The organism is Aquamicrobium zhengzhouense, assembly GCF_016124105.1.
Classification (GTDB): Bacteria; Pseudomonadota; Alphaproteobacteria; order Rhizobiales; family Rhizobiaceae; genus Aerobium; species Aerobium zhengzhouense.
This window is the reverse complement of sequence record NZ_JADGMQ010000002.1, coordinates 55,416-67,778: the sequence shown is the minus strand read 5'-3', so window position 1 is coordinate 67,778 and position 12,363 is coordinate 55,416. Positions and strand designations below refer to the sequence as shown.

Annotated in this window: 12 protein-coding genes; 4 read left to right on the top strand and 8 right to left on the bottom strand. The window is 59.7% G+C overall.

What is annotated here, in order from left to right:
* Nucleotides 1–14 precede the first annotated feature (14 nt).
* Together IOD40_RS03435 and odc2 are read right to left on the bottom strand one after the other, a co-directional pair.
* Nucleotides 15–581 carry a GNAT family N-acetyltransferase gene (locus tag IOD40_RS03435; protein WP_198474377.1) on the bottom strand — a complete coding sequence of 189 codons (567 nt, stop codon included), beginning with the start codon at nucleotides 579–581 and terminating at the stop codon, nucleotides 15–17.
* Nucleotides 582–670: 89 nt separating this feature from the next.
* Nucleotides 671–1,804 (bottom strand): ornithine/lysine decarboxylase, encoded by a 1,134-nt coding sequence (gene odc2 / locus IOD40_RS03430; protein ID WP_198474375.1) that lies wholly within the window; start codon nucleotides 1,802–1,804, stop codon nucleotides 671–673.
* Between the two features lie 670 nt (nucleotides 1,805–2,474).
* Here odc2 and IOD40_RS03425 point away from each other — a divergent pair.
* From IOD40_RS03425 to IOD40_RS03415, 3 genes are all read left to right on the top strand, one after another.
* Nucleotides 2,475–3,371 (top strand): LysR family transcriptional regulator, encoded by an 897-nt coding sequence (locus IOD40_RS03425; protein ID WP_198474373.1) that lies wholly within the window; start codon nucleotides 2,475–2,477, stop codon nucleotides 3,369–3,371.
* 75 nt (nucleotides 3,372–3,446) lie between these two features.
* On the top strand, nucleotides 3,447–4,094 hold the full coding sequence (locus IOD40_RS03420; protein ID WP_198474371.1) for a DUF1007 family protein: 648 nt from the start codon (nucleotides 3,447–3,449) through the stop codon (nucleotides 4,092–4,094).
* 14 nt (nucleotides 4,095–4,108) lie between these two features.
* On the top strand, nucleotides 4,109–5,158 hold the full coding sequence (locus IOD40_RS03415) for a nickel/cobalt transporter (protein WP_198474369.1): 1,050 nt from the start codon (nucleotides 4,109–4,111) through the stop codon (nucleotides 5,156–5,158).
* Between the two features lie 2 nt (nucleotides 5,159–5,160).
* Here the strand turns inward: IOD40_RS03415 and IOD40_RS03410 are convergent, their stop codons facing one another.
* Complete coding sequence (locus IOD40_RS03410; RefSeq protein WP_233713829.1) at nucleotides 5,161–6,669, bottom strand: outer membrane beta-barrel protein; 1,509 nt, start codon at nucleotides 6,667–6,669, stop codon at nucleotides 5,161–5,163.
* A gap of 139 nt (nucleotides 6,670–6,808) precedes the next feature.
* Between IOD40_RS03410 and IOD40_RS03405 the strand changes: the two genes are divergently transcribed.
* Complete coding sequence (locus IOD40_RS03405; protein ID WP_198474367.1) at nucleotides 6,809–7,807, top strand: KpsF/GutQ family sugar-phosphate isomerase; 999 nt, start codon at nucleotides 6,809–6,811, stop codon at nucleotides 7,805–7,807.
* Here the strand turns inward: IOD40_RS03405 and IOD40_RS03400 are convergent.
* The 5 genes from IOD40_RS03400 to IOD40_RS03380 form a co-directional block, all read right to left on the bottom strand.
* On the bottom strand, nucleotides 7,804–8,265 hold the full coding sequence (locus IOD40_RS03400) for an NfeD family protein (RefSeq protein WP_198474365.1): 462 nt from the start codon (nucleotides 8,263–8,265) through the stop codon (nucleotides 7,804–7,806). The two genes, IOD40_RS03405 and IOD40_RS03400, sit on opposite strands and share 4 nt — an antisense overlap.
* A gap of 24 nt (nucleotides 8,266–8,289) precedes the next feature.
* Complete coding sequence (locus tag IOD40_RS03395; RefSeq protein WP_198474363.1) at nucleotides 8,290–9,255, bottom strand: SPFH domain-containing protein; 966 nt, start codon at nucleotides 9,253–9,255, stop codon at nucleotides 8,290–8,292.
* Between the two features lie 105 nt (nucleotides 9,256–9,360).
* Nucleotides 9,361–10,425 (bottom strand): ferrochelatase, encoded by a 1,065-nt coding sequence (hemH, locus tag IOD40_RS03390; RefSeq protein WP_198474361.1) that lies wholly within the window; start codon nucleotides 10,423–10,425, stop codon nucleotides 9,361–9,363.
* A 159-nt stretch (nucleotides 10,426–10,584) separates the two neighbouring features.
* Nucleotides 10,585–11,838 carry a phenylacetate--CoA ligase family protein gene (locus IOD40_RS03385; protein ID WP_198474359.1) on the bottom strand — a complete coding sequence of 418 codons (1,254 nt, stop codon included), beginning with the start codon at nucleotides 11,836–11,838 and terminating at the stop codon, nucleotides 10,585–10,587.
* A gap of 85 nt (nucleotides 11,839–11,923) precedes the next feature.
* Nucleotides 11,924–12,328, bottom strand: coding sequence for a hypothetical protein (locus tag IOD40_RS03380; RefSeq protein ID WP_198474357.1), 405 nt, complete (start codon nucleotides 12,326–12,328; stop codon nucleotides 11,924–11,926).
* Nucleotides 12,329–12,363 lie beyond the last annotated feature (35 nt).

The window sequence follows — 12,363 nt, the reverse complement described above, 5'->3', positions numbered from 1 at the left end:
TACAGACGTACCGCCTATGCAGCCCGCGCCACTTGCGCGGGCTTTGCTTTTCTGCCGGTTGCTACCAACGTACCGCTGGCGCCTGACAAGACGCCCTCTGCCAATTCGAGCGCGAGAAAACGCTCGCGCTCATAAGGTCCCGGCATAGACAACGCAGAAGTACGGGCTGCAGAAAAGCCGAAGCGGCCATAGTAACTCGCATCGCCGACCAGCAAGATCGCTTTGTGCCGAAGACGTGCGGCTTCCGAGATGGCATGCTGCATCAACGCGGACCCGATTCCGCTCGACTTCAAGGCCGGATCGACAGCAAGCGGGCCGAGCAGCAAGGCCGCAGGACCTTTGTCACCTGCCATAACGTCCCACAGACGTACCGTTCCGAGGACTGAGCCGTTGTTATCGCGGGCAATGAACGCCAGGCCTCCCGACGGCAGACGGCCACGCCGCAATTTTTCGGAGGATTTGCGCTTGCGCCCAGGCCCCATCGCCCGATCAAGCAACGCTTCACGCGCGGCACGGTCTTCCGGCATCTCAGGCGTGATGTTGAACGACACAAGGGACCTGGCGGCCGCATGCTCGGGCATGTCCGTATTCCTTCAGGAAACGAAGCTGAAACGAGGATGAACTGGCCAGGCGGTGCCCCCGCCTGGCAATGCTCTGGAGTACGTCGGACCTAGATGACGTAGGCCCGCAGCGGCTCGAAACCGTTGAACGCAACCGCCGAATAAGTCGTCGTGTATGCGCCGGTCCCCGCGATAAGAACCTCATCGCCAATGGTCAGCGACAAAGGCAGCGCGTACGGGGTCTTCTCATACAAGACATCAGCGGAGTCGCATGTTGGCCCAGCGAGAATGCACGGCGATGTCTCGCTCCCGTCATGAGGCGTCGAGATCGGATAGCGGATCGCTTCGTCCATGGTCTCAGCCAGACCACCGAACTTGCCAATGTCGAGGTAAACCCAGCGCACATTGTCATTGTCGGCCTTCTTCGAGATCAGAACCACTTCAGACTTGATCACACCCGCATTTCCAACCATGCCACGGCCCGGCTCAATGATGGTTTCCGGAAGGCGATTGCCGAAATGGCGCGACAGCGATGCAAAGATGGCTTCGCCATATGCTTTTGCGCTCGGAACGTCCTTCAGGTAACGCGTCGGGAAGCCGCCGCCCATATTGACCAGCTTGAGCTTGATGCCCTCTTTTTCCAACGCCTGAAATACGCCCTTCGCGTCAGCCAGTGCGCGGTCCCACGCGTCGAGGTCGCACTGCTGCGATCCGACATGGAATGATACGCCATGAGCTTCGAGCCCAAGTTCATGTGCGTGACGCAGAACATCGACCGCCATCTTTGGCTCGCAGCCGAACTTGCGCGACAGGGGCCACTCCGCGCCCTCGCCATCCGCAAGCACGCGGCAAAAAACACGGCTTCCCGGAGCCGAACGAGCGATCTTCTCGACTTCTTCGACTGAGTCGACAGCGAACAGGCGAATGCCAAGCTCGTAGGCGCGCGCAACGTCGCGCTCCTTCTTGATTGTGTTGCCATAGCTGATGCGATCCGCAGACGCGCCGGCGTCGAGAGCCATCTCGATTTCGGCCACGGATGCCGTGTCAAAGGACGAGCCGAGCCCGGCCAGCAGGCGCAGGATTTCCGGTGCCGGATTGGCCTTCACTGCGTAATAGATCTTTGACGTCGGCAGCGCGCGCTCGAACGCCTTGTAGTTGTCCTCGATGACATCGAGATCGACAACCAGGCATGGTCCGGCTGGACGACGGGTGGCGAGAAAATCGAGGATACGCTGGGTTGCCATCGTGGTTCTCCGCAACAAGCAAACAGCAGGAATGTTCGGCCCCCGGCCATCATCCCGCATAAGACAAGGGACGCGTGGATGAGTCAGGGCCCGGCCGGTGGAGGACACCGAACCCGAGACGCAACACGCGCGGCGGTGAACCTGCGCCTTGCGGCGAAAGTTCGATTTATCCTGCCTTGGCTTGGAGAACCCCTCCGCACTGCCGGCAATGAAGGTGTGCCTCTTCAGTAACCCCGGTCTTTGGACGACCGGCAGAACACCAGAAAGGCCCGCACCGTCGTTGCTTCAAGGTGTCCTCGATCAGCGGTTGGCCGTCTGACCGACTGGAGGGGTTAGCTCCAGGTACCTTACCGATTTCCCTCACCAAACGAGGTTACGGCGGACACCCACAGGCACGTGCGACTTTGGGCAAGCGCGCATATAGGGAAAAGGCCCGGCGGGTGCAACGGCTTTTTTACACTCATCCAGAAGTTCAAATTGAGCGAGTCTATCTTGCAACAGTCGACGCGCGTCCTGTGCCTTCCCGCTTGGCGCAGCAGCGTTTCGCGCATCACCCCCCTCTTGCTCCCAATCCTTGCTAGCGCTTGAAATTCCTGCGCGCGGGCCTTGATCTGGTACAGCAAATGAACAAAGCTCGCGCCGGGCTCTCAAAACGGTGACGCGGGAATACATGGATACGCTTACGCGCATGCGCGCCTTCCTCGATGTGGTGGAAGCTGAGGGTTTCTCCGCGGCTGCGCGCAAGATCGGCCGGTCGAAGGCGCTGCTATCGAAATATGTCCGCGAATTGGAAGACGAACTTGGCGCCCTCCTGCTCAATCGCACGACGCGTCAGTTTTCCCTGACCGAAGCGGGCCACACCTATTTCAAGCGCGCAACCGAAATCATTCAGGAAATCGACAACCTCTCGGAGAGCGTTCGCGATTCCGCCGGGGACGTACGCGGCCGCATCAAACTCACCGCACCCAGGACTTTTTCTGACGCGCCTATCGGCCAATCTCTGATTGATTTTGCCAAGGAGCATCCGGACATCGTCCTCGACATCCACCTGGATGATCGTTTCGTGGATCTCGTGGAAGAGGGATTTGACGTAGCAATCCGCATTACGCGCCTGGAGGATTCCTCCATGATCGCACGCAGGCTGGCGCCGTTCTCCTTGAAGATCTGTGGTTCGCCGGACCTCATCGAGCGCGTCGGCAGGCCGGAGAAGCCGCAGGATCTTTCCAAGCTTCCATGCTTGGTAGATACCAATGGTCGCTGGCTGTCCAACTGGCCCTTTATGCGCGCCAGCGGAGAAATGTTTTCCGTTCCCGTGTCGGGCCCGATCGAGGTCAACAGCCCGTTGACAACCCGCGCGGCGGCGATCTCAGGCCTCGGCTTCGCGCCACTTCCCGATTTCATCGCAGCTCCCGCGCTCGCGAGCGGGGAGCTTGAAACCTTGCTCGACGACTGGACACCGCGCGGCGGTGGCATCTTCGCCGTCTACCCGCACCGGCGATACCTGCCAGCAAAGATACGGGTCTTTGTCGACTACCTGGCCCAGTGGTTTAAGCAGCACGTGAGCTGATTCACGAGGCAGTCCCATTTCCGCCTGTTTTATGGGGATGCTCGTCAACGATTCATACGGGGCGTGAACGGTCTGATGACGAAACGGTCTTTGATATCGGCCGCCGGTGCCATGTTCTTGGCAGCGACATCCCCCTCCCTGTCTCATCCACATGTGTTCGCTGAAGCCAACCTCGAGGTGATGGTCTCTGCCGACGGACATGTCGAAGCTCTCCGACATGTCTGGCGCTTTGATGATCTATTCTCCTCAACGGTGCTGCTGGAATTCGACATGAACAGCGACCTTGCTCTGAGCCAGGAAGAACTCGATCAGGTGGGAGGCGTCATTCACGAGTCTCTGGCGGAATTCGACTATTTCCAGTTTGTCGATGTGGACGGAAGAGCTGTCACGATGGCGCCTCCGGAGGCGATCCTCGCCAATTACGAGGACAACCAGCTGATCATCTTCTTCGAATCCAAGCCGCAAGCCCCGCTCCCCTTGAAAGGAAGCATCGCCTTCGGCGTCTATGATCCGACATTCTATACCGCGATAGAATTCACCGAAGACAATTACATGTCGGTCTCGCCTCTTCCAGCCAGTTGCGCCCGGACAGTGGTCCGGCCTGACCCGGATGAAGCGATTGCGATGAACCAGGACAAGCTCACGGAAGCGTTTTTCGAAGATCCGACGACAAACGATTACTCCAAGCTGTTTGCGACACGGCTTGAACTGACCTGCTCTTAAGGGGTGACTCTACCATGAAGAAGCCCGCGCTTCGCGCCATCTTTCTCCTTTTCTCCGCTGCATCGGCCACCACCATCATCGTGTCAGCCGCCTACGCGCAAAGCTCGCTTGGCATCGGCACGAATGAAGCTACACTGCCTTCCACCGGCATGTTTTCTGGCTTGCTTAACTGGATCAATCTCCACCAGCAGAACTTTTATCGCTCGCTGACCGGAGCCCTGCGTTCTATGCGCGACGGGGGCGGCGGTGCCTGGCTTCTCGTCGGACTTTCCTTCGTCTATGGGGTTTTCCATGCGGCGGGCCCTGGCCACGGCAAGGCAGTTATCTCGTCCTATATGCTGGCGAATGAAGTCGCGCTCCGCCGCGGCATCATGCTGTCCTTCCTTTCGGCTCTGCTGCAATCGCTGACTGCGATTGTCGTCATGGCAGCGGTGTTCCTTATCCTGCGCGGCACCTCTGTCTCGATGACAGACGCGACCCGTTTTCTTGAAATCGCATCCTATGCCTTGGTCACCGCCTTTGGTGCCTGGCTCCTCTGGACAAAGGCCTGGCCGCGCCTGCGTGGGCTGTTCGTTGGCAAGCCAGCGCACAGCCTGTCTTCAGCCAGCCACCACGAGCACCAGCACGGATGCGATCACCACCACCACGAGCACGACCATCACCACCATCATCATCACGGCGCTGATGTTTGTTCATCGTGCGGCCATTCACATGCTCCGGACCCGAAGCTTCTTGGCGGCGATCAGTTTGACTGGAAGTCCGCATGGACCGCCATCGTGGCGGTCGGCCTTCGCCCATGCACAGGCGCGTTGATCGTCCTGTCCTTCGCATTCCTGAACGGCCTTTATGCGTCCGGCGTCCTCTCCGTTCTGGCCATGGGTCTCGGCACCGCGATCACTGTTTCGGCGCTCGCGACGATGGCCGTGACCGCAAAGAACTGGGCCGTCGCGATTGCGGGTGACGGAAGAACTGGCAACCGCGTTCATGCAGCAATCGAAATCGCGGGCGCTGCCTTCGTATTCCTGCTTGGTGTCATGCTGCTTTCCGCGAGCCTGTCAGTGTAGGCTTAGCGCTGAAAGGTCATGCCGAGGTAGACACTCGTCTCGTCATAGTCGCGGCCGGGAAGATTGCTCTTCTGGATTTCATGGCGTGCCCGGCCTGTGATCCCCGCATAGCGGTTCATCCACCAAGTCAGGCTGGCCTCGCCCCAGATGACGCGGTCATGCGCATCGGAGGCCGCGTAGTCGCGATACTCAAGGCCGACTGCCGCACGCCCTGACAGATTCGCGCGCAACTCGCGCGTCATCGCCAGGCTCGCCGAGTAAAGCAGGGAGCCTGTCTCTCCCGCAGACGTGGTGCCTTCAACCTCCGTCGCGGCATTAAAGTCGACAATGGTCCCCCTTATCGGAGACCACGAAAGCTGCCCTGCTGTCACAAAACCCGATATGGCAGCGAGACGCTCGTCATCGGGTCGCTCAGTCAGCCATCCAACCGAAATCTCTCCGTTGAGGTTTTCACGCAGATCCAGTTCAACGCCGGACCGCAGCGCGTATCGGTCCGCCGATCGCTCATAGCCGGCACTGTCGCTGCGCTCATCATAAAAGCGACGTCCGGCCTCCGCTTCCACGAACGGTCGTATGGCAGGAGATATCTCGTATCCAAGCCTCAGCCTTGCCGTCGCAAGCGTTGAATCGCGCTCGCTCTGCGACACCACTGTGCCATCGAGGAGCTTCGCATCTCCGTAGGTATCGCGGTGAACATCGCCGGTCAGGCCAAAACGGAACCGCGCGACGTCGCGCGAGATGCCAGCCGTTCCGGAAAGGGTGTGGCGCAGGGGCCGGTCTTCAACCCCTGAGATCGCTGATGGCGAGGAGGCGGATTCTTCCCGAACCCGGTAGCCTGCACCCACTGTTCCATCGAGACCTTCTCCAATGTCCAGGCGCAGTTCGCCTCTGATTCCGCCTTCAAGCTCGTCGAGCTCTTCACCTGATAAGGATTTACGCCAGTCAACATTGGCGTCGATCGACAGACTATGGCGCGACCAGTCGGTAATCGCGCTGAGGCGCAACGCCGTCTCGGAGAAGGTGGAGCTTCGTCCGTTGGTCGAAGAGTTCGCGTTGGTCGTGTGCCCGATACCTTGTTCAAGACGCGGTCGCAGGATGAATGATCCGGCGCGGATGCCAATCGGGGCAAAGCCGTCGCCGTCGAGGCGCGCTCCCCTTGTCTCGATCCCGCCGGTACGAATCGCATCAGGCCCCATGCGCCCGCTTCGCTCCGGTTCATCCAGGATCGCTGGCCCCTCGCGCGAGCCGACTAATTCGTCCTGTGCCACAGGCACCGATCGGGCGGCGGCTGGAGGACGTGAATTTCTCGGCGGGGTCGGCTCCGCATCATCAATGACCGGCGAATTGGTGGGAGCACCAAGCAGATCATCGTTGATATCCCGCTCGGAAACGGCCCCACGAAGCTCAAGCCCCTCCTGCGCGCTCGCCGCCATCGCACTCAGCACGACCCCGACGGCAGCCGTCAACGCAGCCGTGCGCAAACCCTTTGTGCCTTGAGGAATTGATGCCATCTTCGTCCGGTCGTCTCGCGCAAAACGCGCCAAAGCTTTACCGGATCGTAAACATCGATGGTTAATGGAGAATTGATTGAGGATATCCCGGCCGACACTTGTGTTGGACAACACACGGCAGAATCGATAAGCGCACTCCATGCAGAGAAAACCCCTCACCGCCCCGATTGATCGGCAGGCTGCAGCAGCTTCCGCCATTCGGACCATCAATACCGAACGTGCCGGACTGACAGCGCTTGCAGAAGCATTGGGCAACGGCCTGGCTGCACCTTTCGCGGACGCTGTCGAGATAATCACCAAGATCACAGGACGGCTGATCGTCACTGGTGTTGGCAAGAGTGGCCACATCGGATCGAAGATCGCGGCGACCATGGCATCGACCGGAACGCCCGCGTTTTTCGTACACCCTGCCGAAGCCAACCACGGCGATCTTGGGATGATCAGCCTTGATGACGCGATCCTTGCCATATCCTGGTCCGGGGAAACGGCCGAACTCAAAGGCATCGTCGCCTATGCGCGCAGGTTCAACATTCCGCTGATCGCGATCACCTCAGGCGTGGATTCGACGCTCGGACGTGAATCGACGGTGCTGCTGGCGTTGCCGAAGACGGCAGAAGCCTGCCCGCACGGCCTTGCGCCGACCACCTCGACGGTAATGCAGCTGGTTTTGGGTGATGCGCTGGCGGTTGCGTTGCTCGAGGCACGTGGTTTTACGCCTGATCAGTTCCGGACGTTCCACCCGGGCGGCAAGCTCGGCGCGAGTCTCGTCAAGGTTGTCGAGATCATGCACGTCGCAGACAAGCTGCCACTCGTGAAGACCGGCACGATGATGACGGAAGCAGTTGCAGAAATTTCAAACAAAGGGTTCGGCTGCGTCGGTGTGGTCGCCGACGATCAGCGCCTGATCGGCATCATCACGGATGGCGATCTTCGCCGTCACCTGGGGCCGGACCTGCTGACGCAAACCGTCGACACCATCATGACGAGCAGCCCGAAACGGGTGACGCCGGATACGCTGGCAGGAAAGGCCCTGCAGCTGGTGAACGCATCGTCCATTACCTCGGTGTTCGTGGTAGAAGACGACAAACCAGTCGGCCTGGTTCACCTGCACGATCTCCTGAGGATAGGGGCCGCTTAAGCGGCCTCCACACCCAGTTCACCGTTCTCAGCCGAGGCGACCCGGACGCGGGTTCCGCTTGGCATGTCTTCCCCGGTCACACGCCACAGCGTGTCGCCTATCCGTGCCCGGCCATGTCCGTTTACGATCGGCTCTGCAAGTGTCGCAAGTCGGCCGACCAGCTGGCGATCACGCTGATTTAGGAGCGGCTGATCCGTATCGTCCGTACCAGTTGTGGGGAAGATGCGGCGGCCAATCAGCACTGAAGCAAGGGACAAGATCAGGAACGCGACGGTCTGCGCCTGCCAGCCCCAGATCGGGTAGTCCCAAAGCTGGAACGATAATAGCCCCGTCAGGACAGCTGCAACACCAAACCACAACAGATAAACGCCCGGTGCCAACACTTCGAGTGCGAGAAGTGCGGCGCCGACAATCACCCATCCCCATGGGCCGAGGTCGCTGAACCATTGCGTGATCATCTGCGCCTCCGCTGGCCACCTAGGCTATGATGTCGGGTCGCGATTGACGAATGGCGGCTGTGCCGCAGGCCGCGACGATGATGTACGCGTCGAGCTCGGGGCATCAGAACCGAACACTTCCCTTGCGATCTGGCCGATCCCGCCCAGCGAGCCGATAAGCGCGGACGCTTCCATCGGCATCAGCACGACCTTGCTGTTTGGTGCTGAGCCTATCTGCGCCATCGCCTCCGTGTATTTTTGGGCGACGAAGTAGTTGAGCGCCTGGAGATCCCCCTTCGCAATCGCGTCGGAGACCATCTGGGTCGCGCGAGCCTCGGCCTCAGCGGCGCGTTCGCGTGCCTCTGCATCGCGGAACGCGGCCTCACGTCGGCCTTCGGCTTCGAGAATCTGCGCCTGCTTGCGGCCTTCTGCGACGAGAATTTCGGCACGTCTGTCACGCTCGGCCATCATCTGGCGCGCCATCGAATCAACGAGGTTCTTCGGCGGGTTGATGTCCTTGATCTCGACGCGCGTGACCTTGATGCCCCAAATGTTGGCTGCGTCATCGACAATGTGCAGCAGACGGTCGTTGATGGCATCTCGATTGGAAAGCAGTTCGTCGAGATCCATCGAGCCCATGACGGAGCGGATATTCGTCATGGTCAGATTGAGGATCGCGTTCTCAAGGCCAGCGACCTGATACGCCGCCTGTGCCGCATTCAGCACCTGGTAGAACGCGACACCGTCAACCGACACAGTCGCATTGTCCTTGGTGATGACTTCCTGCGTCGGAACGTCGAGCACCTGTTCCATCATGTTCATCCGGGCCCCAAGGCGGTCGATGAATGGTACGATGATGTTGAGGCCCGGCGAAAGGGTGCGGGTGTATCGCCCGAACCGCTCCACCGTATAGTTGTAGCCTTGCGGGACTGTCTTGATGCCAGCGAATACCAGGAGCAGGACGAGAACGACCAGCACCGGTATGAGAACGTCAAAGCCCGAGAACGGCATCCATTACCTCCAATTGCGGGAACTGCCGGAAACAGTTCCGGCAGCCGCTTAAACTTCGCAATCAGATGTAAGGTGGTTTCCCCCGCGACACAATCGCGGGAGGGGTCAGATCCAGCCCTGCAACTCGCGGCGCACAAGGTTTTCGAGAACTTCCATGCCCTCCGGGCTGTCATTCAGGCATGGGATGTGCGTGAATTTCTCGCCGCCAGCGTTCATGAAAATCTCGCGAACTTCGCCATCGATCTCTTCCAACGTCTCGATGCAGTCCGCCGAGAAACCGGGATTGATGATCGCAATCCGCTTCACACCATCGGCAGCCAGCTGCTCGACGGTCTTGTCGGTGTAGGGCTTGATCCACTCAGCCTTGCCAAACAGCGACTGGAAGGTGGTGATCATCTGCTTTTCGCTCAAGCCGAGCCGTTCACGCAGCAACCGCGTCGTCTTGAGGCAATGGCAATGATACGGGTCGCCCTTCTCGAAATAGCTCTTTGGGATGCCGTGATAGGAAGCAAGGATGACTTCAGGCTCGAAGTCCAACGTCGCCAAGTGCTTTTCAACCGAGCGGGCCAAGGCGTCGATATAGACGGGCTCATCATAGTAAGCCGGCACCGAGCGCGCGGTTGGCATATGCCGGATTTTCATAAGCGCGCGATAGAGTTGATCGTTTGCCGTTGCGGTCGTCGTTGCGGAAAACTGCGGATATAGCGGGAACATGAGAATGCGGTCGCATCCCTGCTTGATCAGGCTGTCCACCGCGCCACGAATGGACGGGGTGCCATAACGCATGCCCCACTCGACAACGATCCGATCATCACTCGCGAACGTCGCCGCCAGCTTCTCCGCCTGTCCGCGCGTAATCGTACGCAAGGGAGATTCGTCAAGCTCCCGGTTCCAGATGGTCGCATAGTTCGCGCCAGCCTTCTGCGGCCGCGTTGTCAGGACGATGCCATGAAGGATCGGATACCAGATCGCACGCGGTGCCTCGATGATACGCGGATCGGAAAGAAACTCCCGAAGATATCTCCGAACCGACCAATAGTCGGTTCCGTCCGGAGTACCCAGGTTGCTAAGAAGGACACCGACCTTGCCCGTCAAAACCTTCGGGTGGCCAGCTGGCAAATGTGAAGCCGAGCGGGCTCTGTCGTCGGCGGTTGCCGCGATAGCGTTCATCGAGAAAATCTCCTTGCAAGTGGCCCCGAACCTAGGCAGTTTCATCCTCATTGCAAGAGTGCGGCTTGACGCACCTTAGAGCCATTCCAAACTGTAACGCAACTTTGAACGTGCTGAACCTGCTGCGTTTACGACAACGGGGAGACGTTGCCGCGCGGCTCAGGCTGAATAATCGCGCTCATCTGCAATCACCTTCCCGTCGTTTGGAAGGGAGCCTTTGGCAACAATTTGTACGGTCGCACCCAGTTTCGTGACATCGCGCAAGGTTGCGGTAATCGCTTCGACGTCGAGAGCGTGCCCGTTCTCTGCTTCGGCCTGCAACGTCATTACGTCACGCGCTCCATCACGGGAAACGACCAGACGGGCCCGCTGCAATTGCGGATGGCGAGCAAGAACGAGCGCGACCTGTTTCGGATCGACGAACATGCCCTTGACCTTCGTGCGTTGGTCGGCGCGTCCCATCCACCCCCGTATGCGCATCCCCGTGCGCCCGCAAGGCGACGATCCGGGCAAAACCGCAGACAGATCGCCGGTAGAAACGCGCAGCAGCGGATAGATCGGGTCAAGGCTGGTCACAACCAACTCACCCACTTCCCCCTCGGCCACGGGATCCCCGGTGCCGGGGCGAACGATCTCGACGATCAGGTTCTCGTTCACAATCATCCCAGGATGGGGCGAGCCATCTTCAGCTGCGCTTTCATATGCAATCACGCCGAACTCGGCGGTCGCGTAGCATTGGTAAACCCGGATACCCCGCGAGAAATACTCTTCTCGCAGTGAAAGAAACAACGCTCCGCCACTAACCAGCCCGATCTCGAACGAAGTAAGAGGGCTATGAAGCTCGGCAGCTCGATCGAGAATGATTTTCAGGAAATCGGGCGTTCCTGCATAGATTCTAGGCCGCAGCGCCTGCGCAGCCTCAATTTGCGTGTCGACATTTCCCGTGCCTGCCGGAAAAACAGAACAACCCAGCGCTCTGGCACCGCCGTCCATCATGAAGGCGCCAGGGGTCATGTGATAAGAAAAAGCGTTATGGACGATATCACCTGGACGCGCACCCGCCGCTCGAAAGGCACGTGCTGCTTGAGCCGGGTCGGGCCCCTGCCCCTCTGGCTCCCAAATCGGCCCAGGTGACATGAAAATTCGCCGGCCTCTCAACTCCGCAGGGTGAACGAAACCCGCGAATGGCGGCTCGCTGGCCTGCAGCTCCATCAGTTCCGATTTCTGAAGAACCGGGAGGGCGGCTAACGCTTCGCGGGATGTCAGACTTGCGGGATCAACATTACCCAGCATGCGGACAAGGCCCGGAGCCTTGGCGAGCGCTGATGAGATAAGTTCCGGCAGACGTGCAAAGAGTTCTGCTTCCCGCTCTTCGGGAGGCCGGCGCTCGGCATCGTAGGAACTGGCTGTCATGGCACTTCCCAAACCTCCGGCGCGGTTTCAGGCCCCGACTATCGCAGGACCTTCGCAGCGGAGGCAAGGGAAACCGCCTTATGACTCAGGAAATACCCGTGGAGCGACGGATCAGCGAGAACTGCGATCCGTTAGAACCGGTGCAGTTAAGCATCGTCTGCGTCGCCATCAGGCAGTTGACCTGAGTAGTTGTCTGCCGAATGAGCGACGTCACTGAAATGGAAACAGTGCTCGGATCGACCTGACTATAGCTGCCCTCAGCGAGCTTGTTTCCAGTATCCGTCGCCAGCGTCTCGAAACGGCCACTGATGAAGCGCGAGATCGCCACTCCATCCGTGCTGATCCACTCGCCTTCGAAGCCCGAGCTTGGCGCGACATACGGACCGGACGGCCCCCCGCGCATTGGTGGAGGCCCCGCGCTCTGGCACGCCGCCAGCGCCACCGCCATTGCCGCTGCCGCGCTGACGCGAATTAGTCCCGCATTAATCATCCCGAAAGTCCTCTCGTCGGTACGACTACTTCGTC

What these genes read in the sequence shown, in the direction of transcription:
- IOD40_RS03435 (WP_198474377.1), bottom strand. Translation starts at nt 581, where the DNA reads ATGCCCGAGCATGCGGCCGCCAGGTCCCTTGTGTCGTTCAACATCACG.
- odc2 (WP_198474375.1), bottom strand. Translation starts at nt 1,804, where the DNA reads ATGGCAACCCAGCGTATCCTCGATTTTCTCGCCACCCGTCGTCCAGCC.
- IOD40_RS03425 (WP_198474373.1), top strand. Translation starts at nt 2,475, where the DNA reads ATGGATACGCTTACGCGCATGCGCGCCTTCCTCGATGTGGTGGAAGCT.
- IOD40_RS03420 (WP_198474371.1), top strand. Translation starts at nt 3,447, where the DNA reads ATGACGAAACGGTCTTTGATATCGGCCGCCGGTGCCATGTTCTTGGCA.
- IOD40_RS03415 (WP_198474369.1), top strand. Translation starts at nt 4,109, where the DNA reads ATGAAGAAGCCCGCGCTTCGCGCCATCTTTCTCCTTTTCTCCGCTGCA.
- IOD40_RS03410 (WP_233713829.1), bottom strand. Translation starts at nt 6,669, where the DNA reads ATGGCATCAATTCCTCAAGGCACAAAGGGTTTGCGCACGGCTGCGTTG.
- IOD40_RS03405 (WP_198474367.1), top strand. Translation starts at nt 6,809, where the DNA reads ATGCAGAGAAAACCCCTCACCGCCCCGATTGATCGGCAGGCTGCAGCA.
- IOD40_RS03400 (WP_198474365.1), bottom strand. Translation starts at nt 8,265, where the DNA reads ATGATCACGCAATGGTTCAGCGACCTCGGCCCATGGGGATGGGTGATT.
- IOD40_RS03395 (WP_198474363.1), bottom strand. Translation starts at nt 9,255, where the DNA reads ATGCCGTTCTCGGGCTTTGACGTTCTCATACCGGTGCTGGTCGTTCTC.
- hemH (WP_198474361.1), bottom strand. Translation starts at nt 10,425, where the DNA reads ATGAACGCTATCGCGGCAACCGCCGACGACAGAGCCCGCTCGGCTTCA.
- IOD40_RS03385 (WP_198474359.1), bottom strand. Translation starts at nt 11,838, where the DNA reads ATGACAGCCAGTTCCTACGATGCCGAGCGCCGGCCTCCCGAAGAGCGG.
- IOD40_RS03380 (WP_198474357.1), bottom strand. Translation starts at nt 12,328, where the DNA reads ATGATTAATGCGGGACTAATTCGCGTCAGCGCGGCAGCGGCAATGGCG.